General features: G+C 67.9%; 31 protein-coding genes and 4 pseudogenes. 19 read left to right on the plus strand and 16 right to left on the minus strand.

The features are described 5' to 3' along the window. The first annotated feature begins 8 nt into the window (after nucleotides 1-8). Nucleotides 9-452: a hypothetical protein gene (locus I1A62_RS01630; RefSeq protein WP_257890346.1), complete on the plus strand. Its 444-nt coding sequence runs from the start codon at nucleotides 9-11 to the stop codon at nucleotides 450-452. A gap of 401 nt (nucleotides 453-853) precedes the next feature. Here I1A62_RS01630 and I1A62_RS01635 read toward each other — a convergent pair whose 3' ends face one another. Both I1A62_RS01635 and I1A62_RS01640 read right to left on the minus strand, forming a co-directional pair. Beyond that, the gene (locus I1A62_RS01635) at nucleotides 854-1,444 is read right to left on the minus strand and encodes a histone-like nucleoid-structuring protein Lsr2 (RefSeq protein ID WP_219453682.1); all 591 of its coding nucleotides are present in this window, start codon (nucleotides 1,442-1,444) and stop codon (nucleotides 854-856) included. A gap of 231 nt (nucleotides 1,445-1,675) precedes the next feature. Then, nucleotides 1,676-2,389: an HNH endonuclease family protein gene (locus tag I1A62_RS01640; RefSeq protein ID WP_219453684.1), complete on the minus strand. Its 714-nt coding sequence runs from the start codon at nucleotides 2,387-2,389 to the stop codon at nucleotides 1,676-1,678. 183 nt (nucleotides 2,390-2,572) lie between these two features. Between I1A62_RS01640 and I1A62_RS01645 the strand changes: the two genes are divergently transcribed. From I1A62_RS01645 to I1A62_RS01675, 7 genes and pseudogenes are all read left to right on the plus strand, one after another. Next, nucleotides 2,573-3,034, plus strand: coding sequence for an SRPBCC family protein (locus tag I1A62_RS01645; RefSeq protein ID WP_219453685.1), 462 nt, complete (start codon nucleotides 2,573-2,575; stop codon nucleotides 3,032-3,034). A gap of 983 nt (nucleotides 3,035-4,017) precedes the next feature. Then, nucleotides 4,018-4,424 (plus strand): annotated as a pseudogene (locus tag I1A62_RS01650) (ChaB family protein). Between the two features lie 41 nt (nucleotides 4,425-4,465). Beyond that, a pseudogene (locus I1A62_RS01655) lies at nucleotides 4,466-4,597 on the plus strand (glutathione-dependent formaldehyde dehydrogenase); the annotation flags it as partial. Between the two features lie 86 nt (nucleotides 4,598-4,683). Beyond that, complete coding sequence (locus I1A62_RS01660) at nucleotides 4,684-6,075, plus strand: FAD-dependent oxidoreductase (RefSeq protein WP_257890347.1); 1,392 nt, start codon at nucleotides 4,684-4,686, stop codon at nucleotides 6,073-6,075. A gap of 68 nt (nucleotides 6,076-6,143) precedes the next feature. After that, on the plus strand, nucleotides 6,144-6,707 hold the full coding sequence (locus I1A62_RS01665) for a type 1 glutamine amidotransferase domain-containing protein (protein ID WP_219453687.1): 564 nt from the start codon (nucleotides 6,144-6,146) through the stop codon (nucleotides 6,705-6,707). Between the two features lie 174 nt (nucleotides 6,708-6,881). Beyond that, nucleotides 6,882-7,067: a hypothetical protein gene (locus I1A62_RS01670; RefSeq protein ID WP_219455011.1), complete on the plus strand. Its 186-nt coding sequence runs from the start codon at nucleotides 6,882-6,884 to the stop codon at nucleotides 7,065-7,067. 91 nt (nucleotides 7,068-7,158) lie between these two features. Then, complete coding sequence (locus tag I1A62_RS01675) at nucleotides 7,159-7,323, plus strand: hypothetical protein (protein ID WP_219453689.1); 165 nt, start codon at nucleotides 7,159-7,161, stop codon at nucleotides 7,321-7,323. 59 nt (nucleotides 7,324-7,382) lie between these two features. On the opposite strand, the gene I1A62_RS45650 is transcribed toward I1A62_RS01675, so the two are convergent. The 3 genes from I1A62_RS45650 to I1A62_RS01685 all read right to left on the minus strand — a co-directional run bounded on the left by I1A62_RS45650 (nucleotide 7,383) and on the right by I1A62_RS01685 (nucleotide 8,591). Beyond that, a complete protein-coding gene (locus I1A62_RS45650; RefSeq protein ID WP_257890348.1) occupies nucleotides 7,383-7,685 on the minus strand; it encodes a hypothetical protein in 303 nt (100 codons plus the stop codon). Continuing rightward, the gene (locus tag I1A62_RS45655) at nucleotides 7,685-8,014 is read right to left on the minus strand and encodes a hypothetical protein (protein WP_257890349.1); all 330 of its coding nucleotides are present in this window, start codon (nucleotides 8,012-8,014) and stop codon (nucleotides 7,685-7,687) included. Before I1A62_RS45655 ends, I1A62_RS45650 begins: the two co-directional genes overlap by 1 nt. 76 nt (nucleotides 8,015-8,090) lie before the next feature. Next, on the minus strand, nucleotides 8,091-8,591 hold the full coding sequence (locus I1A62_RS01685; RefSeq protein ID WP_124395475.1) for a hemerythrin domain-containing protein: 501 nt from the start codon (nucleotides 8,589-8,591) through the stop codon (nucleotides 8,091-8,093). 328 nt (nucleotides 8,592-8,919) lie between these two features. On the opposite strand from I1A62_RS01685, the pseudogene I1A62_RS45660 reads away from it, so the two are divergent. Next, nucleotides 8,920-9,066, plus strand: a pseudogene (locus I1A62_RS45660) (IS630 family transposase); the annotation flags it as partial. A gap of 602 nt (nucleotides 9,067-9,668) precedes the next feature. Here the strand turns inward: I1A62_RS45660 and I1A62_RS01690 are convergent. Then, nucleotides 9,669-9,818, minus strand: coding sequence for a hypothetical protein (locus tag I1A62_RS01690; RefSeq protein ID WP_219453691.1), 150 nt, complete (start codon nucleotides 9,816-9,818; stop codon nucleotides 9,669-9,671). A 472-nt stretch (nucleotides 9,819-10,290) separates the two neighbouring features. On the opposite strand from I1A62_RS01690, the gene I1A62_RS01695 reads away from it, so the two are divergent. The 3 genes from I1A62_RS01695 to I1A62_RS01705 all read left to right on the plus strand — a co-directional run bounded on the left by I1A62_RS01695 (nucleotide 10,291) and on the right by I1A62_RS01705 (nucleotide 13,534). Further along, on the plus strand, nucleotides 10,291-10,506 hold the full coding sequence (locus I1A62_RS01695; RefSeq protein ID WP_219453692.1) for a hypothetical protein: 216 nt from the start codon (nucleotides 10,291-10,293) through the stop codon (nucleotides 10,504-10,506). A 1,039-nt stretch (nucleotides 10,507-11,545) separates the two neighbouring features. Next, nucleotides 11,546-12,766: an Ig-like domain-containing protein gene (locus tag I1A62_RS01700; RefSeq protein WP_219453694.1), complete on the plus strand. Its 1,221-nt coding sequence runs from the start codon at nucleotides 11,546-11,548 to the stop codon at nucleotides 12,764-12,766. Nucleotides 12,767-12,991: 225 nt separating this feature from the next. Then, the gene (locus I1A62_RS01705) at nucleotides 12,992-13,534 is read left to right on the plus strand and encodes an STAS domain-containing protein (RefSeq protein WP_219453696.1); all 543 of its coding nucleotides are present in this window, start codon (nucleotides 12,992-12,994) and stop codon (nucleotides 13,532-13,534) included. A gap of 146 nt (nucleotides 13,535-13,680) precedes the next feature. On the opposite strand, the gene I1A62_RS45670 is transcribed toward I1A62_RS01705, so the two are convergent. From I1A62_RS45670 to I1A62_RS01735, 6 genes are all read right to left on the minus strand, one after another. Next, a complete protein-coding gene (locus I1A62_RS45670; protein WP_257890350.1) occupies nucleotides 13,681-13,830 on the minus strand; it encodes a hypothetical protein in 150 nt (49 codons plus the stop codon). Nucleotides 13,831-14,369: 539 nt separating this feature from the next. Then, nucleotides 14,370-15,149 carry an ANTAR domain-containing response regulator gene (locus tag I1A62_RS01715; protein WP_219453698.1) on the minus strand — a complete coding sequence of 260 codons (780 nt, stop codon included), beginning with the start codon at nucleotides 15,147-15,149 and terminating at the stop codon, nucleotides 14,370-14,372. Nucleotides 15,150-15,210: 61 nt separating this feature from the next. Beyond that, nucleotides 15,211-15,525: a hypothetical protein gene (locus I1A62_RS01720; protein WP_219453700.1), complete on the minus strand. Its 315-nt coding sequence runs from the start codon at nucleotides 15,523-15,525 to the stop codon at nucleotides 15,211-15,213. Nucleotides 15,526-16,038: 513 nt separating this feature from the next. Further along, entirely contained in the window at nucleotides 16,039-16,422 is a 384-nt protein-coding gene (locus I1A62_RS01725; protein WP_257890351.1) for a hypothetical protein, read from the minus strand. A 151-nt stretch (nucleotides 16,423-16,573) separates the two neighbouring features. Further along, nucleotides 16,574-16,807, minus strand: coding sequence for a hypothetical protein (locus tag I1A62_RS01730; protein WP_257890352.1), 234 nt, complete (start codon nucleotides 16,805-16,807; stop codon nucleotides 16,574-16,576). Nucleotides 16,808-16,968: 161 nt separating this feature from the next. Continuing rightward, nucleotides 16,969-17,493, minus strand: a complete 525-nt coding sequence (locus tag I1A62_RS01735; RefSeq protein ID WP_219453703.1) for a hypothetical protein — start codon at nucleotides 17,491-17,493, stop codon at nucleotides 16,969-16,971. A 198-nt stretch (nucleotides 17,494-17,691) separates the two neighbouring features. Between I1A62_RS01735 and I1A62_RS01740 the strand changes: the two genes are divergently transcribed. From I1A62_RS01740 to I1A62_RS01745, 3 genes and pseudogenes are all read left to right on the plus strand, one after another. Continuing rightward, nucleotides 17,692-17,856 carry a hypothetical protein gene (locus I1A62_RS01740; protein WP_219453705.1) on the plus strand — a complete coding sequence of 55 codons (165 nt, stop codon included), beginning with the start codon at nucleotides 17,692-17,694 and terminating at the stop codon, nucleotides 17,854-17,856. Between the two features lie 219 nt (nucleotides 17,857-18,075). Next, complete coding sequence (locus I1A62_RS45675; RefSeq protein ID WP_257890353.1) at nucleotides 18,076-18,210, plus strand: hypothetical protein; 135 nt, start codon at nucleotides 18,076-18,078, stop codon at nucleotides 18,208-18,210. Between the two features lie 11 nt (nucleotides 18,211-18,221). After that, nucleotides 18,222-18,615 (plus strand): annotated as a pseudogene (locus I1A62_RS01745) (ferritin-like domain-containing protein); the annotation flags it as partial. 2 nt (nucleotides 18,616-18,617) lie between these two features. Here the strand turns inward: I1A62_RS01745 and I1A62_RS01750 are convergent. From I1A62_RS01750 to I1A62_RS01755, 3 genes are all read right to left on the minus strand, one after another. Further along, nucleotides 18,618-19,028 carry a J domain-containing protein gene (locus tag I1A62_RS01750; protein WP_219453706.1) on the minus strand — a complete coding sequence of 137 codons (411 nt, stop codon included), beginning with the start codon at nucleotides 19,026-19,028 and terminating at the stop codon, nucleotides 18,618-18,620. A 382-nt stretch (nucleotides 19,029-19,410) separates the two neighbouring features. Continuing rightward, entirely contained in the window at nucleotides 19,411-19,764 is a 354-nt protein-coding gene (locus tag I1A62_RS45680; protein WP_257890354.1) for a hypothetical protein, read from the minus strand. Nucleotides 19,765-19,802: 38 nt separating this feature from the next. Further along, the gene (locus I1A62_RS01755) at nucleotides 19,803-20,228 is read right to left on the minus strand and encodes an Hsp20/alpha crystallin family protein (protein ID WP_219455012.1); all 426 of its coding nucleotides are present in this window, start codon (nucleotides 20,226-20,228) and stop codon (nucleotides 19,803-19,805) included. Nucleotides 20,229-20,361: 133 nt separating this feature from the next. Between I1A62_RS01755 and I1A62_RS01760 the strand changes: the two genes are divergently transcribed. Then, complete coding sequence (locus I1A62_RS01760; protein WP_219453708.1) at nucleotides 20,362-20,859, plus strand: MerR family transcriptional regulator; 498 nt, start codon at nucleotides 20,362-20,364, stop codon at nucleotides 20,857-20,859. Nucleotides 20,860-21,030: 171 nt separating this feature from the next. Here the strand turns inward: I1A62_RS01760 and I1A62_RS01765 are convergent, their stop codons facing one another. Further along, nucleotides 21,031-21,462, minus strand: coding sequence for an ANTAR domain-containing protein (locus I1A62_RS01765; RefSeq protein ID WP_374710661.1), 432 nt, complete (start codon nucleotides 21,460-21,462; stop codon nucleotides 21,031-21,033). An 885-nt stretch (nucleotides 21,463-22,347) separates the two neighbouring features. Between I1A62_RS01765 and I1A62_RS01770 the strand changes: the two genes are divergently transcribed. The 3 genes from I1A62_RS01770 to I1A62_RS01775 all read left to right on the plus strand — a co-directional run bounded on the left by I1A62_RS01770 (nucleotide 22,348) and on the right by I1A62_RS01775 (nucleotide 23,230). Further along, nucleotides 22,348-22,704, plus strand: a complete 357-nt coding sequence (locus I1A62_RS01770; protein ID WP_219453712.1) for a WhiB family transcriptional regulator — start codon at nucleotides 22,348-22,350, stop codon at nucleotides 22,702-22,704. Next, nucleotides 22,701-22,823, plus strand: coding sequence for a hypothetical protein (locus tag I1A62_RS45685; protein ID WP_257890355.1), 123 nt, complete (start codon nucleotides 22,701-22,703; stop codon nucleotides 22,821-22,823). The genes I1A62_RS01770 and I1A62_RS45685 overlap by 4 nt, the downstream gene beginning before the upstream one ends. A gap of 224 nt (nucleotides 22,824-23,047) precedes the next feature. Beyond that, nucleotides 23,048-23,230 carry a hypothetical protein gene (locus tag I1A62_RS01775; RefSeq protein WP_219453714.1) on the plus strand — a complete coding sequence of 61 codons (183 nt, stop codon included), beginning with the start codon at nucleotides 23,048-23,050 and terminating at the stop codon, nucleotides 23,228-23,230. Nucleotides 23,231-23,640: the final 410 nt, after the last annotated feature.

Here is a 23,640-nt window from a genome sequence, read left to right on the forward strand (position 1 = left end):
TGAGGGTCATGAGCAGTGTGATCTGGAGGTGGAGCAGATTCGACGGTCTCGCCAATCATCACTTGGAGCAGATTCTGCAACGGGGAGGTTTCCTCGACGGTGACATCACCGACCCGGAAGCTGTCAACCGGGCGGTACGCGTCGCCGTCGAAAACCCTGACACTGTCGCAGAACTCGACGACTGGGCGCAACGTGCCGCCAATCGGTGCACCGGCGCACCCACCTCGGACCTTCGGTTGGAGGACTCGATCGGCTACCTCACTGCACGCCTCGACGCCGTCCCGTTGACCCCCGAGATGATCGATGAGTGCTTGCGCAAGGTCGCGGCCGTTGATGATCAGATCGTGGGGGCCAAGGACCTACCCGAGCTGGCGCACCCGGACGCCACGACGACCGCGCTGCTGTGGAGATACGTCGAGGCCCGAGGCAGGGTGATCGCCGCCTCACTCTGACTCGGCCGCGGCGGCGGGCTGACCGGGGCCTTGGAACCGTGGACATGTCCAGGTGTCCGGAGACAGTGCTGGTGTCCGGGAGCGCGCCGCGCAGTTCGGGATTGGAGATGAGCCGATCGGCGGCGTGCCAGATCGTGCTCGGCTGAATCTCCGGCCCAGTGCCACTTCCCGACCTCGACACCAAGTTCCCAAGGCGTCACCCCGGCGGCGGGGCGCACCGGCCGTTCATCATGGTCGGGCGCACGAACGGATGCGGTGGACACCGTCTGTGCCCGCGGACAGGGGTGGGCAGGACCCGGCGGCATCAGGAGTAGGACAGGAGGCAGCGCCGAACTCGGGTTCGGGTCGAGTCTCGCAGGTGACGCGGCTGTGCGTGGACGGCCTGGCCACCGCTCCGGTTGTCAGTGGGCGTCGGCGAAAGCGTGCTCGATGTCCGCGGGTATGCGTCCGCGGGAGGAGATCTCGTACCCGTGCTGGACAGCCCACTGACGGATTTCCTTGGCGGTGCTTGTGCTCCGGTTTCGTCGGGGTCGCTGTCTCGGCCGTTGTTCCTGCTCGGGCTGCTCGGTCGCGGGGCTTTCGTCGGTCTCGTCCGTCTCCTTGCCCGGCTCCCCTTTTCCCTTACCCGCTCGGTTTCCGTCTGTGCGGCCCTGTTCGTTCTCTGCGGACCTCTCCCCCTCACGGTCCTTGGTCTCGCCCTCGTCCGGCTCGACGAGGTGCAACCGGCGGATATCGCCGGACCTGCCCAGTGCGCCGGCTCCAGTGCCCACGTGCCCTGCCGGGCTCTCACCGCCGGAGTGGAGCCGGCTGGTCAGCGAATCGATGTGCGAGGTGACCGCAGTGATCGCCGCGGCTTTCGCGGAGGTCATCAGCTCTCCCCGAACGGTCTCGCAGAGCTTGGCGACCTCCGGGGAACTGGTGAGCGTCGCGGTCCCTCGCCCCAGCAGGTAGCCCGCCCCGAGGGCCACTACCACCTGGCCGCTGGTTTTCATCGTCGTCACCCCGCAAATGCCGAGCTGTCGTCCGCGTACCTCGGTTGGCGGGCGGGAAGGGTGTGTGTTGGAGCTGTGCCCGGCGCGGGGTGCGTATACGGGTGCTTACCCGGGGCCGGGACACCTAATCATCGGTATACAACGTCCGTGGACGGTGGGTCGAACGGATGGTGTCCCCCGATCGCGTATGGCGGTGCGCGTCCACGCTGATCTCGGCTGGCACAGCGGTGCTCAGCAGGAGTGCAGGACCTGGCTCATCGCGTCCTTCTCCGCCTGGGTCACCCACAACCGGTAGAGGGCTTTGACGTCGATCTGCCGGGAGACGTAGGTGCACCGGTAGGCCTTGTTCGGCGGCAACCAGGATGCGGCGTCGGAATCGGACTTCTGCGAGTTGGTGGGGCCGTCGACGGCCTGCAGGTTGCGGGGGTCGTTGGCCAGGTCGCGGCGTTGCTCCGGGCTGAGCTGCTGGGCGCCCTTCTGCCACGCATCAGACAGGGCGACGATGTGATCGATCTGGACGGCGGTGGAGGTGTCCTGGCCGCGGACGAACGCGATGGTGGTGCCGGTGTAGGTGTCGTGCAGGGTGCCGGTCGCCACCACACAGTCGCGGGTGCTGGTCTTGTAGGTCAGGTCCACCAGGTCGCGGCGGAGGATGTCGTTGCGGGTGTCGCAGCCGTTGTGTCCGCCCTCGACACCGTTGTCGTCGGACCACGACGGGCCGAACTGCTCCCGGGTGTACCCGGTCTTCGGAGCACGGCCCTTCACCGCGAGGGTGTCGAGCTTCGCCAACGCCGGTCCCGCATCGAAGACTGGTGCCGGGGCGGCCGGTGCGCCGCCGAGTGACCCGGTGCCCGGGTCGGCGTCGGCGATCGCCGAGCACCCGGTCAGGCCGAGGACGGACACCGCAGCCAACGCGAGCAGGGCGGTCCGGGGGTGTGGGCGCATGCGACTGTTCTCCTGTTACCTGTGTGACTGGTGGTGCACGTAAGTATTGCGGAGACCTCCGACAGGCTCGGCGAGCGGGTTCGGCGCGGGGTTCATGGTGTCACCGGCATACCCGGTGCAAGCTCCGCCTCGCATCGACGCCTCGCGTGTGATGCCCCGATGTGTGGCGGGTAAGCGGAGGTTATGAGCACTGTCACCGAATCCGTCGATGTCGACGTCCCCTTGCACGTCGCCTACGACCAGTGGACCCAGTTCGAGTCTTTCCCGCAGTTCATGAAGGGCGTCACCGAGGTTCGCCAACTCGACGACACCCACACTCACTGGACCGTCGAGATCGGCGGACAGAGGCGTGAATTCGATGCCACCATCACCGAGCAGCGCCCCGACGAGCGGGTGGCCTGGAGATCGGATGCCGGCCCCATCCATGCCGGGGTGATCACCTTCGCCCCTCTCGACAACACCCACACCCGGGTGACCGCAGAGATGGACCTCGATCCCGACGGTGTCGCCGAACACGTCGCCGATACGCTCGGGATCTTGTCCCGGCGAATGACCAAGGACCTGGAACGGTACAAATGGTTCGTCGAGGACCGCGGCACCCTCGCCACGGGCTGGCGTGGCGTCATCGACCATCCCGAACCGTGACACGGGCCTCCGACGACGCGACCCGCATCTCAAGGTCGAAACGTTATCCCTGACAGGACAGGTCTTCTGGAGACGAACTCGGCACACGGCGACCGCGGACGGCTCCGGTTGCGTGCGGTCTGTTCGTTCCCGGCGGTTTCAGGCCGTGCGGTCGGTGTTCGACGACCCCCGACGACGGCACCGAGCACAAATTCGAGGACCGCATGGAACAGGCCCGCGGTCAGAAGCAGATCGTCCGCACCCCAGAACCTTCCCCCGACCGGCCCGGCTTGGACTCATTCTCACCGGCGCGAAACGGGTGAGCACATCGCACGGTCAGCCTTCCGGTTCTGTGCCGGCTGTCGTCGAGTGTGCGGCCACCCCACCGCGGATCCGGCCGACCTCACCTCGATCCTGTCGGGTACGTCGCGTCGGCACCGAGTCCGTATTCGGCGCACGCCGACCGAGGCGGCGCTGCTCGATAATGATCATCGCGCCCAGCATCAGATAGACCATGTGTCACATCTGAGGTGCGGTGGCGCGAGGGGAGCAATCGTGGGTCTGCTCTCTGCACGAATGCAGGTTCGACGCGGACGGCACCCTCCTCGAAGGGCCGGAAAACCCGCGGCTCACGGCGCATCGGTGCCTCCCCACAGACCTCCACCACAGCTGTGCTCGGCGACGAATCACGCGAGTGACAGGCGGTTCCAACTCGGCGTTCACGGCGTAGTGGGGTCTCCCATCGAACGGCACAGCGGCACCACGCAAGGGTCACCATCGCAAACCCCGCCGAGACTCGACTGACTCGGATCATCGTGCAGCGGCGCCACGGCAGTCGCCGACTCGGGCACACCGCCGCCGATCCGCGGCGAGACCCCGAGCATGCCCCGACGCTGCTCGAACAGGCGGCCCTCCGTGCCCCGCTGACTCCACCCCCGGCCGCGTAAACATCCGGGAGCCGGGTAACCGTCCCAAAGTGCACCCGACACTCGAAGAGGATTCCCGTGCCGAAGACCACCGAGAGCGGCAAGCCGAAGAAGAGCGAACTCCCGGAAACCCTGAAGAAGTCGTCCGAGAAGGCGCAGCGCACGTTCGCCAAGGTGTACGACTCCGCGATGGACCAGTACGGGGACGAGGAACGAGCGCATCGCGTCGCCAACGATGCCCTCAAACACAGCTACGAGAAGGTCGGCGACCACTGGGAGGCCAAGGCCGAGAAGGGCCCCTCCGACGAACGTGCGAAGAGCGGCGGCCCCCACGCCTCCGGTGAGACGACAGAGGGTGTCGACGCCCACGCGAGCAAAGACCACCTGATGACCTCGCACAGAGGCTCGACATCCACGGCCGGTCGACCATGACGAAGGCGGAACTCGTCGACGCAATCGAGAAGGCGAACCGGAGAGCCCGATGAGAGCCGTCATGTGGCAGGGCAAACGGAAGGTCATGTCGTTCCTGCCCGACGCCGATCCCCTGGGCCTGGACACGTTCGCCGCGCACGAACTGCCCCTCGACCATGACCCGCACGCGCACGACAACTTCCAGAAGATGGAAAACGGCGCGGTGAAGATTGTCCTGAAGCCGTAATGCCTTCTCTGTAGCTCGATCACGTCGCCGGGCACCGCGGTGCGGTCACGGGACGGTCGTGGGATGCACGTGGACGGTACGACACCGTGGTGGTAGGCGCCGGGGTGACCGGCCTGATCCTCGGGCTGCTGCTCGCCCGTGCGGGACAGCATGTCGCCGTCGTGGAAGCGCGGACCATCGGCGCCGTCACGACGGGGAACACCACGGGCAAGGTCAGTGTGCTGCAAGGTACCCGGCTCGCCGAGATCGGCCGACGTCACGCGGTGCATATCCTGCGCTCGTACGTCGAGGTAAATCTGGAGGGCCAGCAGTGGCTGCTCCGGTACTGCCACGAAGGTGAAATTCCCGTCGGGACTGCACCGGATTTCACGTTCGCGCAGACCGAGTCCGGCGTCGACGCGGTCCGCGCCCAGTACACGGCCGCCCGGTCGGTGGGCCTGCCCGTCCGACTGGTGCCCGAACTCGACATGCCGGTGCCCCACGTCGACGCCGTCACAATCGACGACCAGGCGTACCTGGATCCGATGCCCGTTCTCCACGGGGTGGCCCGCGACCTGATCACCCACGGCGGTGACGTGTTCGAGCACCGCCGCGTGACCTCGGTCCGGACACTGGGGCGATTGCACGTCCTGTCGACGCCGGACGGCGACATCGAAGCCCGCCGCGTGGTTCTCGCGACGGGAACTCCGATCCTCGACCTCGGAGGATTCTTCGCCCGACTGACGGCGGAACGATCCTATGCGGCCGCCTTCCGGGTGCCGGGCGGTGCACCCGGCGGCATGTACCTGACCGCCGATCAGCCCACACGGTCGCTGCGCCCGGCCGACGACGGTCGTGTTCTGGTCGTCGGCGGCAACGGTCACGACGTCGGCCGCAGCACGTCGCCGCAGGCCGCGGTCGACGATCTGCTGGCCTGGACCGGCCGTCACTTTCCCGGGGCCACGCCCACCCATCGCTGGTCGGCGCAGGACTACTCCTCGCTCAACGGGCTCCCCTACGTCGGCCCACTGATTCCCGGCAGCGACGGCATTCTCGTCGCCACCGGCTACGGAAAGTGGGGACTGGCCAACGGCGTCGCCGCCGCTCTCGTCCTCGCCGGACGCATTCTGGGTGGCCACATGCGGTGGGCCGAGGCCTTCCAGAGCTATTCGCCGACGCAGCTTTTCGACCTTCCCGGGGCAGTGCGGGCGAACGGTGAGGTGGCGATGGACCTGACCGCGGGCTGGGGCGACGCACTCGCAGGACGACAACGCGGGACGGGCCGGGCACGCATCGTGCGGGAGGGGTTCCTGCCCGTCGGCGAGTACACCTCGAACGGTCACACCGACCGCGTCTGCGTCGTCTGCCCGCACCTCGGTGGTGCGCTCCGCTGGAACGATGCGGAGGATTCGTGGGACTGCCCGCTGCATGGGTCCCGATTCATCGCCGCCGGAACACTTCTCGAGGGTCCCGCGACCAGCGAACTCCGACGGCTCTGATTCTTATCCGATTGACCTCCGGTCACCCGGGTACCCGTCTGTGTGCCCACGAGAGGAAGGAAGTACTCATGACATCGGCACAGACACTGCGCGGCCGCACGGTCGCGATCCTGGCCACCGACGGCGTCGAGGAGGTTGAACTCGTCGAACCCCGGAAAGCCGTAGAGGGCGCCGGCGCGCAGGTGCGGCTGATCTCGCTGTCCCCCGGCAAGATCCAGGCCATGAACTCGGACGTGAACGAGGCCGGCACCTATGCCGTCGACGCCGTCGTCGGTGACGTGTCCGTCGCCGATTTCGACGCACTGATCCTGCCCGGCGGCACCACGAACCCCGACCACCTCCGGATGGACGAGTCGGCCGTCGGCTTCGTCCGCGACTTCGTCACTTCGGGCAAACCCGTGGGCGTGATCTGCCACGGACCCTGGACACTCGTCGAGGCGGACGTCGTGCGCGGGCGCACCCTCACCTCGTATCCCAGCGTGCGCACCGACATCCGCAACGCCGGCGGCAACGTGGTCGACGAGGAAGTGGTGGTCGACAACGGGCTGGTCTCGAGCCGCAACCCCGGCGATCTGCCCGCGTTCTGCGCGAAGATCGTCGAGGAATTCGCCGAGGGTAGCCACCCGCAGTGACGTCGCCTGAGACGGCAATCCCGCCTCCGAGTCCGTCACCACCACACGTGTCCACGCCGCGAGACTCGCCGCGATCGGTGGACAGCTCGATCAGAATGCTCCAGGGTGCGCCGACGAGTGAGTTCAGTGATCACGAGCTGGACGCCCGGACGTCTGGTGACCCGCAGGATCGGCATGGCTACCTATCGAGTACTCGATCCGACCGGCACCGTCGTCGAGACCAAGGACATCGAGAGCGCGGAAGACGCGCACGCCTGGTTCGTCGACGTCCGCGCCGGCAACAGCGAACTCGGCTGGCGGATGGAAGTGCAGCACACCGATGGCTGGTCGTTCTTCGACGACACCGAGGGCGCCCGCTAACTCGAGGCGACAGGTCGGCGATGAGCTCGTCGTTCTGGTCCGCAATGAGGTCCGGCGCGGGGTGTGTCCCGATTCCGAGGAGACCCACGTCATGCTCAAGGAGCAGGGCTTGCAGGTCGATTTCGTCGCTCGACGGGAGATTCCGTTCGCACCCGTCCTGACCGCACGCCGCCACATGCTCGCAGCCCGTGGAATCTTCGCTGCCGAACAGTGCATCGAAGAGAACGTGGTGATCCGCGGCGGTCAGCACAGCTGAACGCTCGCGGTGACACTCGGAGAGGAGGCGTATAGGCGGTCGCCACGGCCGCGGCGACTTCACCGATAGGCGCAGATCCGCACCCCGGCAAGCCACCTGGGGCGCGGCGTCAACCGCGGTGGCCGGTTTCGTATCGGGTCGAAGGTCGGTTGCTCGTTGTCCGGGAGGTCCTGTACCTGTGTCAGCGTCACCCGCCCGGCGGGAACCGGCGGACCGGTCACCGACACCAGCTCGAGCCGAAACCTCAGCGGCGCGGGAGTGATCGCGTCGCGTAACTCGGCCAGCGACGTCGATGCGGGATGCGTGCCGACGGGAACGGCCAGGACCCATCTGGTATCGGCACGGTTCGACGAATAGGGCATCAGGCTGCTGTAGCGGGCACTGTCCCACCCCGAGGCAGGGAGCGAAGGACCCTGGTTACCGCCGAGGCGCCGGAGTCGGCCAGCAGCAGATCCCACTGTGTTCCCGGCATGGCGAGTGGAATTTTGACGGCGAGGCCGAGCGCGTCGGGTACGCCGTTTGGTGTTCCCACTCCCCCGGACAACCTCGCCACCACTTCGATCGGTGTCCTCGACTCCAGCGTCCACCACTCGGTGCTCAATTCCATGCATCCGGTGGCAACCAGGCCGCGCGGAGGGAAGACGCCGGCGTTGCCGCGTAAGGTGGCGGCGATCCGAAACGGCATGCTCACGAGCACTGTCCGCACGGTGTCGAGGGCCCGCCTTGCCGGATCCCTCCGTCGCGTACCTTCCGCGCGTCCCCGACCTTTATTTCAGGACCGCGTCGACCGTCTTCTTCAGCGCCGACGGTTGGGCGGGAGTGGTCGGCGCCTTCTCCCTCAGTTCGATCAGTCGTTCACCGATTTCCTGGAGCTTCTTCCGTCCCAGCTCTTCTCGCACCTTGGGGAACCACTGCTGCTCTTCTTCTTCCATGTGGTGTTCGACGTTCTCGATCAGTACGGTGGCCTTGGCGTCGAACCGCTCGTCGTCCGGTGTCATCGCTGCCAGTTCGACGACCAGGACATCGGCGACATGGTGTTCTTCATAGGATTCGAGGATGTCGTCCTCGAGGTCCGGGGCGAGCTCACGGACCTTCGGGTACATGCCCTCGTTCTCTATGTATGTGTGCACCGTCAAGGCCTCGATGATCTTGTTCACAATGCGGCCCTTTTCCACCTCCGCACCTGATCCGGCACCGCGAAAATCGCGGAACAATTTTCGGATCTGTTTGTGGTCGTTTTTCAGAAGCACGATCGCATCGGTCGACATGACTACCTCACATAGGTCGGGTGACGTGCATCGCCGGTCACAGCGCACACGGCAGTGTCGTCATACCGGTTTACCCCCCCTCCCCACCGTCCCTAACCGGGTCGCCGAACCTGCAAGACGTCCGTTTCAGGAGACGACCCTTCTGGATCCGATGAGGCCAGGGACGGTTTGCACCGAATCACAGCCCCGATCGCTTCTGTCCGCAGCATCGCACCGCCGCCAAACACTTCGCCTACATCCTCGCCGACGCCGAGCTCGTTCATCGCCGTTGGCACCGAGCGCCTCCAGCATCTCTGTGCGGCACAGCTCGGTAGGCGTGCGGTGCCGCGCATTGCGATACTTTTCGCTCGACGGCACCGACCATGCCTCTCATCGCGAGCAGTCCAGCATGATTCGCCGCTACACCATCTGGCGGAACAAGCCCGCCGCGGACGAGAAGTTACGCGAGATTGTCAACAGGGCAAACATTGTCTGATGCGGCAGTAGGTGATCCTCCCCTTGGCTGGCATCGTGGGTGCCGCCCTCTCGCACCGAGCGCACCCGAGCCGATTTCGCTGCCACCCGCCTTCGCTGCCCACGCAATGCCGGCGTCACGGGCAGATACCTTCATGCCCGAGGCTTACGAGAAAGTCAGTCCGACAAGCGCGTTGAGCATCGCGCCGGATTCGTCCTCTCGCATGTGCTCGCCACTGCCCGACGGCGCACAGCCACCAAACAGTGACAACCGCCGCCACGAGGTGTCATGTCGCCCGACGTCCCCCGACATGCAGGCCCGCCCATGCCGCCTGCCGTGCACACCGTCACCCCAGCAGGCGTCCCCCCACCCATAACGACGACTACGGGGGAAGATGCGACTCAGAAGACGGCCGTGCCGGGTGATTACCGCCGTCAGGGTTTCGAATCAGCAGGCAACCGCGGCAATCGAGGCGCACCCGGGACACAGAACCGTGTCACCGATCTCCCATCCGTTCAGTCGGGCCATCGCAGCAGCGAGATGCGGCCGGTCGCTGTCCCGCGATCGATACGCGTGATCGCAACGACTGCAACGAAAAACAGCCTGCGGGACACGCACGGTTCTCACGCGGACCTCCGGTCACCGAAGAGTATCTGCTGCCACCAGTGCGCCAACGGGCTCGGCTCCGGCCAGCGCACCGGTTCGGCCACCGCGAACGGACCGTCGGTGGCGGGATCACTGAAATCGTGCTGAGAACGATCGTCGTCGGGCACAGCAGTGCACCTCCCTCGAATCCTGCGCTCGTCCCCCGACGAGCACCGTCACTGTGCGAATCAAAAGTTAGCACTCGACCTCCGATAGTGCCAGCATTTGCCGAATGATTGCATCATCCCATTGCATCTAGCACTCCCCTCAGGGGAGTGCTAAAGTTTCCAAGTCTGACGCGGGCGGGCAGCGAATATTGCTGCTGCGGAGCAGTTATTCACTGCTACGTCCCGAACGTAATTCCATATCCGGTTTCGCTGGCGATGGCTGAGAAGTAGCCCTGTCGCGCTGGTGCGGGCCAGCAGGGATCGACCGTGTTCCTTTGTTGTGCCGTCGCCGTGTCGGATGCACCACCGTTGCTTCGGTCCGACAGAGGAGCATCATGACCACTGCCGCCCGCTCGTTCGACTCCGAACCCGCGCGAAATGCTGGCCGTTCCGCTCGTCTGCGTTACGGGGCCGCCTGTCCGACGCGGCGATCATGTTCGGCGCGGTGTCCATCGCGTCGTTCTGGACTTTCGGATTCGGCATCATCCTCGGCGCCGCCGCCCTCGTCACCGGGGCACTGGCCGTGTGGCACTCCGATGTCGCCGACCACGAGTCGACCTCCTTCGAAGCGCTGCTCGGCATGCTCGCTGGCGTGTTCGGCCTCGCGGCCGGCCTGATCTTTCTCATTTCCGCGTGGCCCAACTTGTGACCTGACCGGTCGGCCGGACCCGGGGCAGGACCGAGCGGCCCTCGGGGTCCTCAGACATCAACCATGCAGAGAGAACCCCGCCCTCGACGACGACGCGATGCCGTTCCCCGCGATCGTGAACGGCCTGACGGTGATCCAAGAGTCATCGCCAGTTGCCCGATCGGCGTCGCCGCGAGTGCAGCCTCGCTGGGGGTGGGTCGTCGATCGCCTGCTGCATGTCGGCGACGGATCGGTCGATCGCCTCAGCTGGCCCGGCACTGACGTGCCCATCCGGGCAACCCACCGGGGTCTCCGCCTTGGCAGAACGCCGCATCACCGAGGATGCCAGCCACATCGACTCCCCGGGAACACAACTGATCCAATGGCGGACCTCGTTGCGTGGTCCGCCAATGTTGCGGTGGACCACCAACCACCCAAGCCAACATTTTCCGTCATCATCAGGATCGTCCATCTGCCACGATCACAGATAAATACACCGAATCCGCAGCCCGCCGGGTGTAAGCACAGACGCCCGCATCCCCCACCCACGTGTGCCCAGGTCACCCCGCACATCCAGCGAAACTATGTGCCCATCAACTGCGGAACCCGGGTGGCATACGGTTCGTCTCGGAAACTGATCGAACGAGCGTGTGACACGGTGCCGTCCGTACAGGCGCACGCATCTACGACACCCCGATCCGTCACATCCACTACAACATCCTGCGACTGATCTGCGTTTGCGGCGACATCATTGTGCACGTCAGCGTCACCTCGGCGCTCGTATCGGACCCGCCGAACCGCTACGGAAATGTTAACTGTGCTGTCCGTCAAACGCCTCGATTCTCGTCAACACAGGTCGCATTCCCACAGGTAGCGTATGCCAACCCGACTGACAACGGACACGCTGGCATTTTTCCAAGCACTGGAGCGCAGCCACTTCAGGGCCACGTTGCAGGCCGAGCCCATCGCAACCAGGGCCATGCCGCGAACTGCCCTGGTGACCGCCGTCGCGTAGCGAATTCGCGCGCCCGGCCCCTTCCGCGCGGGGAGAATTGGTGTCATGCCCGCCCGCCGCCGTCACGGTCACCTCGCCGCCGTTCTCGCAGTCCTGCTGCTCGCTGTCGCGGCTGCCTGCGCGCCGTCGACCGAACCACCCGCCGGGCCTGCCACACCGCCACCGGGACCGGAGATCACCGTGTCCCCGGCCGACGCCGCCGCCGCGGTCAACCCCCTCGACCCGGTGTCGGTGAACACCACCGGTGGCACCCTCGAGACGGTCACCCTGACCAACGACGAAGGCCGGGTCATCGAGGGCATCTACACCCCCGACCGCCTGTCCTGGAAACCAGGCGTACCCCTCGGCTACGGCCGCACCTACACCCTCGCGGTCACCGCCGTCGGCGACCAGGATGCCCGGAGCGAGCAGACCAGCACGTTCTCCACCGTCACCCCAGGAAACCAGACCAAACCCGCCTTCGTCACCACCGGCGGAAACCTGCTCACCGACGGCGGCATCTTCGGTATCGGCATCGTGATCGTCACCCACTTCGACGAACCGATCCCCGACCGCGTCGCCGCCGAGAAGGCCCTGCACGTGCAGACCACACCCCCGGTGACCGGATCCTGGTACTGGGCCGACGACCAAAACGTGCACTGGCGACCGGAGAACTACTGGGCACCGGGCACCCGGGTCACCGTCCGCGCCGACGTCTACGGCCTCCCGCTCGGCGAAGACCTCTTCGGGCAGGAGGACGCGACCACCTCGTTCACCATCGGCGACGCCCACATCTCCGTCGCCGACGACACCACCAAGCAGGTCACCGTCACCGACAACGGCACCGTGGTCCGCACCATGCCGACCTCGATGGGCCGGGGAGGCACCGAAGTCGTCGGCGGTCAAACCTTCTCGTTCTGGACCCAACCCGGCATCTACACCGTCCTCGACAAGGCCAACCCGGTCATCATGGACTCCTCCACCTACGGGCTACCGGTGAACTCCCGCCTCGGATACAAGGAATCGATCAACTACGCCACCCGCATCAGCAACGACGGCATCTACCTGCACGAACTCGCCGACACCATCTGGGCGCAGGGCAACACCAACGTCTCGCACGGCTGCCTCAACCTTGGCCCCGACAACGCCCGCTGGTTCTACGACTTCTCCGTCCCCGGCGACATCGTCGAGGTCCGAAACACCGGCGGCGCCCCGCTCGAACTGTGGCAGAACGGCGACTGGTCGCTGCCGTGGGAGCAGTGGCAGGCCGGCAGCGCCCTGACCTGACGAGGAGACCGGGACGGTCGTGGCCGTCGCAGGAGCAGCTCGTGCGATCAGGCTGCGATTGAGGGTTCCGTGCCCGCCCCGATCCGGTTTACCGTCAAGGGCGCAGGTTCAGACACCAGCCCGGCAGTCCACCCATCACCGCGGACGGGTGCCCGCACACCTCGCAGGAGGAGTTTCTCCCAGCGAAGTTCCGCCCTCCGCCGGCCCACCCGGGGGAGCACGTCCATGGTCTATCTTCGTTCTGTCATCGACAGCCCACAGCATCTGCGGCTTGCCCTGTCGCAGACCGCGTTCTTCGACCAGGCCGATCCCGACGAAGGCGGTTTCGCCCTCGAGGTCGACGAACCCGTCGGCGGTCCGATCGTGCTCCGGGTGAGCGGCGACCTCGATATGGTCACCGCACCGATTCTGGGGGCCTGCCTCGACGAGGTCGTGTTGCGCGGGCGCTGCGCCGTCATCGACCTGCTGCCCGCCGGGTTCGTCGGCTGCCCCGCACTGGCCGTCCTCGCCGACGCCGGGTCGCGGCTCCGTGCGCAAAACAGCCGGCTGACCGTCGCCGCACTGGGACCCTTGCGCCACATTCTCGCCGACGCCGGGATCGATGCGGTGCAGTGCTTCGGCACCCTTGTCGACGCGTTCAACGCCGCCCTCCCCAGGACCGCTGCTGTGGTGGTGGTGGTGCCTCCGTTGCGGCCGAGGCCGGGACACCCGGCCGCACCGCGCCGCCGCCCGTTCGGCGCGCGCCGACCCACCCCATCCATCGGATGACCACATCTGGTGGGAGAGATGAGTTTCGGCCACGACACGGTGGGGCGTAGCGTCGGGGAGGTGGATTCGGTGCGCTTTCTCCGATCCGGTCCGGATTCGGCTTTTGTGCGCCCCTTGGGGCTCTCCGGACACCGGGGAAGGCCGGGTCAGCGGGGTGGTTCCGCGAACTTCCGTAACGCCTGATCCCACACGCGCAGCCGGGACCGGATCAGCATCCGGTGCACCGCGTTGATCACCAGGCCGCCGGCGCCGGCGAGGGCCGCCCACAACCCGCAGGCCGCCGCGATCGCCAGCACCGCATTCTCGGTGCCACCGCGCGGGTCGAGGAGTTCCCCGTCCGGTCCCCCTGCACGGTCACGGTGTCGCCGGCCCGCGCCTGCGGTGGCGCCGGAACCTGCCCGGTGCGCTCACGCCCGTCCACCGCGCCCAGGACGAGGCGCCGGGGTCGGTGCTCCGCACCGCCGGTTCGGCCTGCGGATCGATCCCGGGGTCGACGAGCAGGACCGCGGGGACCGGCCGCGCCTGCGCGGCCAGCGCCCGGCTCTGCTGCTGCAGCGAGGTGAAAGTTTCCGTCCCCCATCGCCGCGCACACCGGCACCAGCAACAACACCAAAGTGACCACCAGCGTCACCAGCACCGCCTCGACCCGGTCGGTGCCCAGCATCAACGGGTTACGGCTGCACGGCTGCAGCCGCCACCACCGCACCGGAGCCGGTGCCCGCCCCGCCATGATGCTGCCCCTTCGAATACTCTCCTGCGCCCACGGTATTCGGACCCAACCACCGTCCTGCGAATCGCCTCACCGGGTGGTCTCGACGCACGTCGTTTCCGGATCTCACAGCGGCGGTGGGTGATCGGGGTCGGCGAACTCGGCCATCAGGTGGCGGGCGACGGCATGGACCTTGGTGTTGGTGCGTTGGGAGATCTCGGACAGCCGGGTGAAGGCCTCGTCGGCGCCGATCCGGTGCATCGCCATCATCACCCCCTTGGCCTGGTCGATGTCCGCGCGGGAGGTCAGCGCCTGGGTGAGGTGTTCGACCTGCCGCTGGGCGCGTCGCCACCGGCGGGCGTTGCTGATCGCGGCCGAGGCGGCGGTGGTCAGCAGTTGCATCAGTTTCTCGTCGAACGGGTCGAACGCCGCCGCGGTGCGGGCGTAGACGTTGAACGAGCCCGCCAGCTCTCCCGGGTCCTCACCGGGGGTGTCGACGATCACCGGCACCGACAGATACGCCCGGATCCCGTCGGCCCGGGCGGCGGCGGTGAATTCCGGCCACCGGTCGGCGTGCTCGCCGACCACCGCCCGCACCGGCTGCCTTGAGGTCGCCGCCTGCAGGCACGGTCCGCGGCCGGCGGCGTACTGGTCGCCGTCGATGGCGGCGAGGGTGTCGTCGGTGAGGGCCACGGTGCGCGGGCCGGCGTCGTCGAGGTGGGTGACGCTGACCGCGTCCGCGTCGGGCACCGCGGTGGCCGCCGTGCGGGCCAGCCGCCCGAGCACCTCCTCGAGCGGCTCCTGCGCGGCGGACTCGTCCCGCAGCACCGCCAGTGCGCGGGTGACGGTGTCGAGGGCGTGTGCCGCCTCGGACAGCGACAGCGGCGCGGTGCCGATCTCACTCATCTCGCACCCCTTTCCCGCGGCCCGGACCGGTGCCGTCCGGACGGGGCCGCCGTGGTTACAGCTACTCCTCCCCCACCTCGTACTCCAACGCCTCGCCGGCGCGCTCGTCTCGATCCTCGTCGTCGAAGGCGACGGTGGTGGCCTGCTCGAGCCGGTCGGCTTCGGGCACATCCCATTCCGTCTCGAGGCGGCCGGCGCGCCACGGGTCCTCGGTAGAGCCGACCGGTTGGGTCTGCTCGAACCGGTCGGCCTCCGGCGCATCCCAGGTGCCGTCGGCCTCCCAGTCGGCGGGGCCGGCCGCACCGAGGGCGGGATCGGCGGGCAGGTCTTGTTCGAGGCGATCGGCCTCGGGCACGGTGTGCAACGGATCGTTCACGGCGCTCACCCTTTCCGCTCGAACCCGGCGAGTTGCACTCCCGGATGTCCAACGAAATTCTGGACATATTCTACGACGAAAAGATGAGTAAATCTACCGCTGATGTGCAAGATCACGGAAGGGGTGGTGGCACCCGCCGTGCTGCGCCGCCACCGGTCACCCTCTCCAGCGGGGGTGGTCGCCTGCTTGCGGGTCGATCACCACATTCGCGGACACGGGCACGCGTACTCGTCGGCCCAGCGGGTACCCGATTTCTGACAAGGGCGACAACCGCCCGTCCACCCCGTCCTGGCGGTCAGTACGGTGATCAACCTGTACTATCCGCTGGTCATCGTCCTGTACGTCATCTCGGCGCTGTGGCAGGGAAACCTCGGACACTGGTGAACTCGATCGATCATCGACCGATCTCTCTGCGTGCGGCCGGGCCCAGCCGCATTCCGCGCCCGGACTGCACGGGCTGCTCTCCCCCAGGTAACCGATTCTCGCCACCCGGCGCTGCCGTCCTCAGCAGCGCTACCGGTGATCGTCGCGCTTGTGGTCGACAAACACGCGCAGGAACACCCGGAACGTGCGAGGCAATCGGGGTGTTCCATCGGGTCCGGTCACCAGGATCGCGCTACCCGCGACCGCGGTGAGCAGCCGCACGAGGGTGGTCGTGGGCCGGCCACCGCCGGTCAGGGTGAGGAGCTTCGCCCGTTCGGTCGGACCGAGCCGCGACCACAGCTTCACGTAGCTGAGGTTCTCGGGGACTCGGGTGTCGGAGTGGTGGGGCCAGTAGGTGAAGGTGAACCGCCGGATCAGCGGAGATCGGGTCGGGGAGGTGGTCCGCAACTCCAACCGCTCCCACCCGGCGATGCCCCGCTCGCCGAGCTCGGTGGACGCATGCTCGAGCGCCAATGTCGCGAGAGCAGAACGCGGGCAGGTCCAGAGTCAACCGGATCGGCGGCACCTCGCCCATCCTAGGCCGCTGCGCCCGACACACCCCGGCAGCGGGGGCGGGGTGTGGCGGGCAGCGCCGCCGACCCAGGACGCGACAAACGAGAATGCCTCAGGATGTTTCGTCTCCGCTGCCGGTCGTCCCGCCACGTCCCGCCGCGGCCAGAAGTCGTCGCCGCGCCAGGCCTTCGAGTCCGCGCGGAGTCGGATCGGCCGGGAAGTGCAAGTCGGAGCCATTCGCGTCGCGCCGACACTGCCGCACGATCTGCGTGACCACCGGCAGCGGCACCCGGCCGTCGAACTCGCCGCACAGCCGCTCGACGATGTCGGCGTAGGAATCGGGCACAACAATCACCACCTCGAGAAACCCCAGTCACCACGTACCCCGGACCGGTGTCCGGCAAAACCGACATCCGCGACACGGGGGCGCGCCGCCGCGACAGCCCCGCGTGCACGACCCAGTGTCACCAGCAGGAGGGAGAGCGACTCCCGTGCGACGAAAGAGCACTATAGGAGGTAGTCCGATGTGCAGCCGCAGATCCACCATTTCGGCGACCCGCTGCGCATCCGTGGTGTTCGGTGCTCAGCCCCGGCTCGGTGGTCAGCCGGATTCGGTGGAGAACAGGCTGACCCGAGGTCGAGGACGTCGACGGAGACGGGTAGGCCGATCTGGTGCCAGCTGGTGGTCAGGGTGATCTCCCCGGTGCTCGGGTAGCCGGGGATCCAGTAGCGGGGTGCGGTGCGGTACTGCTCCGGCGGGCCCGGCGGCGCCGCGCACGACGCCGGTTCGTACGAGTCGGCGTCCCCGGACTGATCGTCCATCCGCACCCGCACCCGCAGATACGACCAGTGCGCGGACTCATCGCGAGGGTCGGTCAACGGGCGGGTCTCGTGGCGGGCGAGTTCGGCGGGGATGCCGGTGGCCGTCAGCACCAGGCACAGTGACACCCCGGCCGGGTAGTCGGTCACGCCGGTCAGCTGCACCACCACCTCGGGCCGGGCGATGAGGACCCGGCGACCGTGCACCGCCACGCCACCTGTTCCGGGCGGGGCGATCCCGGGCCATCGGTTCCGCGCCATATCCCATGGTCGCACCGGGTTCGCCGCCCCGGCCACCTCCGCACCTGGTCCGCCTCCTCCCGGTCTTCCTGACCGGACGGTGTGGAAGGCCCTCGCCCGCGCCGGTGTTGGACCGGAGGAGAAACGATCGAAGAAATCGGCGGAAAACCAATGAACAGGCACGTGCGATACGCCGTCGCACGATTCCTCGGGGTGGATCTGACCACCGCGACCGAAGAGCAGGTCCGCCGAGTGGATTTCTACACCACCCTGGTCGAGGCGCAGTCGGTCCGAATGTTGTTTCGGTTCGACGACTTTCGCCCCTCCTGGGGATGATCGGTTCCGGTTATCCGGGGCCGGCTGCACGTCCCGGATGGTGAGGGGTAGTTTCCGGCAACGGAGGGTCCGCACGTGTCCGGCGCATTACACGTGCGCTATCTCCTGCTGCGGGTTACACCCACGCCGGGTGGGGTAGTCCTGCCAGCGGTGCCCGTGCGGGCACCGCGTGCCGAAGATCCCAGTCCGAACCATTCTTCGTGAAGAAGTGGTGCCCTGATGGCTTCGACCCCGAATACCGCCGCCATCCTGCTGGCGCAGCTGCGCGCGCTCCACGAGCTGACCAACACCGAGATCCAGATCGCCGAGACCCGCATCGCCCAGGCCCGCACGACGCGGTGCGCAGCGAGCTGACCGAGAATGCCGACCACGCCCGCGCCGCCCGCCCCCGCTTCGAGGCACTGCTCGGCCGGGGCGCGCACGCCGGCGACGTCGCCGTCAAAACCCTGACCGCCTCCCGCGACGCCGTCCTTCAGACCGCCGAAGAAATCACCCGTCGCGAAGGCTCCACCGCGGTCGCCGAGATAATCCATTCCGCCCGCACCACCGTCGGTGTCCTCGAACCAGTGAGCTGCCGATCGGCGACTGCGACGACCCACCGTCCCGCAGGCGGTCGCCGCGGTCAAGGAACTGACTGATCCTGCCGATATCCGTGCCGTGGTGGCGTACGGGGAAACCCACAAGAGGCGGCACGGGGTGGTCTCCGCCGCCCGGGCTCGTCTAGCCGCCATCGCCCAGGAGGTCGCCGGCATCAAATGACCTCAGCGGTGACGTCGGACCGGTCCGATCCACAGGCCGGTCGCCGGTGGGCGGCGCGGGGGTGGGGTGTCGTCCACGACGATCACGCGGATCCGCGGCGGGACCGGGGACCGCGGCGCTCGCCCGGGCCGGGCCGGGGGTTCGGCCGCTCGCTCGGCTGCCGCCCGCCGGGCGGCTTCCCGCTCGGTCGCTGCCCGGTCGTGGGCGGCCCGGGCCTGCGGGTCACGCAGCAGAGTGTACGCGGTCAGGACGTGCTGGAGGTGCTCGTCCGCCACCGGATCGGTGGGTTGGTCGCAGGGGCGGGTGTCGGGGTGGTGTTCGCGCAGCAGTCGCCGGTAGGCGCTGGCGATCTCGGCCTGCGACGCCGCAGAGGACAGTCCCAGCACCCGATACGGATCCTGCTCGGTGGCCATCACCTCGTCCCCTTCGAGTGCCGGGTGCACGAGAACGGTGGTCCCGGGCTCGGGATGCCGGAACCACCAAGGCGGGGCGGGCCCCGGCCCATGGAAAGGCCCGCCCCCGTTTTTCTTGGCTGCATTGCGCGCTGGTGGGCACTGCCCGCTCGGAACGGCCGATGGTTACCGTCTGCCAGTCAATGGCGGTGCGCCCCGGTCGAATCCGACACCATCACCGGGGTTGTCGGATGGGCGGTCGGCGCCGTCAGCTTTCACTCGGTGGATCGGCGGTGCCGGGCGGCGTGCCCGAAAGCGGGGTTCGCCGCGCCGCACGGGAGAGCAATGACAGGTGACAGCGGCGGCGGGCGAACCCGGTCAGCGGATGCACTCGTCTGGGTCATCACCCCTTTCGTGCTCGACGATCGACTGTGCTCGACTGTGAACAGATCGGATGTGGGCTATTTCTCGGTCTCGGAGGGGAGCGCTGCGTGGCCCGGATTCCGGGAGTCGGCGGGGCCGACACCGTCCACCCCGGCGATACGGGAGGGGATGGGCGCGGCGGGCCGGCCGGTGCGGTGGCCACCCGGTGGAGCAGGGCCACGGCCTGCGGCGTCAGCGCGTCGGCGAGGATGCGGTCCGAATCGGCCACGAGCTGTGCGTATTCGAGTTCGTGCCACGGCCACATCACCTCGCGTTCGGTGCGCTCTTCTGTGTCGGTGGCGTTCACCTCTGCGACCCTGTTCGCCAAGGTCATCTTCTGCTCACCCCCTCCCGAACCTCGTTCACCTCGTCTCAGGCGTTGACGGCCTTCTGCTCGGAATGACCATTGCTGGTGATCTCGATCTTGCGGGGCTTGGCCTTCTCCGCGACCGGGATCGTCAACCGCAGCACCCCGGCGTCGTAGTTCGCCTCGATCTTGTCCGCGTCGAGATTCTCCCCCAGGAACAACTGCCGGCTGAACACCCCGCGCGGGCGCTCGGCGGCGACCATTTCCTGGGTTTCGTCCAGTGCGGACCGTTCGGCGCGCACCGTCAGAGTGTTCTTCTCGACATCCAGATCCAGCGAGTCGGCCTTCACCCCGGGCAGATCGAACTCCACCACGAACCGGTCCTCTTCCCGCCAGGCGTCCATCGGCATCACCGCCGGACGGGCCGCGGTACCGAGGATCTGCTGCGTCAGACGGTCGAGGTCGCGGAACGGATCCGTGCGCATCAACATCATGTCCACCTACCTCCAGAAATCCTTTCATCCCATCAGGTAAACTTCCAGCAGATGCTGTAGGTTCGTTATAGCATCTGTCGTAGACTATGACAAGGGACTGTGCGAGAAAATTCCCGATCGGAGCGAAAAAATGTCCGAAGAATCCGGCCGTCGGGATCTCGAATCGCCGTCGGTGCGTGGTGTTTACGGCATCTCGGTGGCCGCGGAGCTGTCCGGGTTCGGGGTTGCGGCGCTGCGCCTGTACGAGGACTACGGACTGATCACCCCCGGCCGCACCGCCGGCGGCACCCGCCGCTACAGCGACTACGACCTGGCCCGGCTCAAACGCATCGCCGAACTCATCGACGCCGGCGTCAACCTCGTCGGCATCGGCCGGGTCCTCGACCTCGAGACCCGCACCGGCGACCTCGAACGCGACAACCGCCGCCTGGAAGCGGACAACGCCCAACTCCGTGCCGAACAGGGCCCCGGTACCACCTCCGCCGAACCCGTCCGCGAGCCCGCCGGTGACGCGGCAGCGGAACCGGAGACCGGCCGGCCCGGGCGCCGGCGGCGTCCGGCCGCCGGGCAGCGAACGCGACTGCAGGACGGGCCGTCCCGGCAGCGCGCCACCGGTGACCACCACTGACCCGGGGGCAGGTTATTGCTGTTCACCGCCGCCGGTGCGGCGTATTCTCGACGGAGTTCCTCGACTAATCCCTCCATCGAGTCCTGGGTTCGAGGAATTTTCGGCCCCGACGTACCCCCCCGACGCCGGGGCCGGACCATGCCCACCGAGATCCACCGGTGGGCGATGGGGTCAGTCAGGCGCCCGGGGCGGCGACGCGGGCGTCAGGTGCAGGTGGCCCTCGACCACCGCCGCCGCGACCTCGTGCACGCTGGTGCGGTGCCGGCGGGCATGGCGGCGTAATCGGTCGAACGCCTCGTCGACGGTGACGGCGCCCTCGGCGGCGATGATGCCCTTGGCCTGCTCGATCACCACCCGGGAGGCCAGCGCGTTCTCGAGTTGCTCGGTCAACTGTTGCCGCTTGCGCAGGGTGGCATCGGTCGCCAGATGCCCGGCGACCACCCGGGCCAGGACCGTGGCCGCGGCCAGATCGCCGGGGCACCACGGGCGTGGGATGGCCGAATGCAGATCCACACATCCGATCGTCTGCCGGTCCCACCGCAACGGCACCGCCGCGGTGGGACCATCCCCATCCGCTGAGCGGCGGCGACGAATTCGGGCCACCGCCCCCGCACCTGCGTCAGGTCCGCCACCGCCACCACCGCACCCCGGCGCTGCGCCTCACAGGCCGGGCCGCGCTGGGAGCGTTGCTGGGCGCGTTCGAGTCCCTGCACGGACGCCGAGGCCGCCGCCACAGTCAACTCCCCATCATCGGGTAGAAGCACCGCCGCCCCGGCCAGACCGAACACCGACCGCACCGATTCGGTCAGCTCGGAGACGATCGCCCCGATCGACGACGGCTCCTCGAGCATCTGCAGAATCCGGCTCAGGGCTGCCACATACGCCGCCGGTTCATACACGACCACCACCTCCTCCCCGGTCTGCCCACCCATCTCTACACGGCAGCACCGAAGCCGAGATCGTCCGTCACTTCTCGTCCCCGAGATACCCCACCGGCACGGATTCAACCAGGTCCGCCGGGGTCACCGGGACCGAATACGGGGTCGGGCTGGAGAAACCGACCAGCGTGTCGTTATCATGTGGAGCACGTCTCTCGTTACCCCGGACCCCGGTGACGAGAGAGGTCGACCTCGTCGCCCCGGACCCCGGTGACGAGCGACGCGGAACAGGCCCCGAACAGTGTGGACCTTCCCTTCGCGTCCGCGATGTCGTCCCATGCCCGCCGAACTCGAGCCCAGGGATCGGCGATCCGGCAACATCGTCTGTCACATTGTCGGCCGATCTCGCATCTCCGTCGCACGCTGGCCTCTCACTGCGATCCGTCCGTTGTCCCGACGCGGGGCCTCGACCGATGCCGTGGTGTGCGTTGCGTCGAGGGGTCGCCTCGCACACCACGTTTCGACCTCCGCCGCATGGGTCGGCCGGTGCACCCCGAGCACCCCGAGCACCCCGAGCACCCCGAGCACCCCGAGCACCCCGAAAGGATCCATGACCTCCCCGCACCGTCACACCCCGCCCCGCCCCGCCGACTGGCACTGGCAACGCCACGGGTCCTGCCACGGCGCCGGCACCGCGATGTTCTTCTCCCCCGACGGCGAACGCAGCTCCGCTCGCGTCCACCGCGAACAGCAGGCGCGACAGTTGTGCGCGCAGTGCCCGGTGCGCACCGACTGCCGCGATCACGCGCTCACCGCCGGTGAGCCCTACGGGATCTGGGGTGGCATGACCGAGGCCGACCGGACCCGTCACCGCCGCCGCGGCCGCCGTGCGAGCGCCGACCCTCGCCCGCACGGGCGTGACCACGACGCCTACCCTTTTCGACCCCGTGAGAGGACCCTCCGATGACCGACATCGCCCTGCTGATCCTGGTGATCGTCACCGGGCTCGCCGCATCGCGCGCACTGCAGCACCATTTCCAGCACACCACCACACCCCCGGGCACACCGCCGCCCCGGTTCCGCTGACCGTGCCCGAGGACGCCCGTCCTTCTGAGAATCGTTGGGATACCGGAACACGCGCGGTGTTTGTCGGCAGACCCGGCGGGCATCCTCGAAGTCAGGAGCGGGTTCAACAGCGAGCTCGCGGAACCGCCTGCCAGCGCCACCCCACCGGCGCAGGACGGGCCCGGATGTCCCCTCGCCCCGTCTGGTCCTGACCACCGTCCGAACACAGTTGGAAAGGTTTCCTCATGTGGTTGTCCCCGGACGCTTTCGCGTTCGACCTGAACCGGCCCACCCCGGCACCGCCCGCCCTGTCCCCACCGGGCGGGGTGGGGATTGTCGGCACCCTCGTCGCCGCTCTCCGCATGTCCGGGCGGGCCCGCGCTGCAACCTCGGGTCCGCGGCCGGGGTCGGGCACCGCACGGCCGTGACCCGCGGCCCCTGTCCACGCCACCACCGCGCAGTCCCGGATCGGGGGGAGGCTGCTGCGGGCGGTCAGCGACCGGGACGTGCCGGCGGTGATCGAGCAGACGTGTGCGGTGGCCTGCCCGCACGGACCCTGCGCCCCGCTGTTCCACCCGGTGATGCTCTGGCTGCTCACCCAGCTCGGGTTTCTGCTGCGCGAACGGGTCGGAGTCGACGGGGACGAGGACGGGGAGGCGTTCGCGTTCGAGGTGCTCACCGCGGCGGAGCTGTGGTCCGAGCCGACGTCGCTGTCCGACGATGCCCGCGGCCTCCGGATCCGGGTACTCGCCGCACTGGCCCAAAACCATGCCCCGCCGCCGTGGGCACCGCAGACCAGCGGTCCGGCCGTCGTCCCCGTACCGGACAGGCACGGTGA

This window comes from Rhodococcus sp. USK10 (assembly GCF_019378875.1).
GTDB lineage: Bacteria > Actinomycetota > Actinomycetes > Mycobacteriales > Mycobacteriaceae > Rhodococcus_F > Rhodococcus_F pseudokoreensis.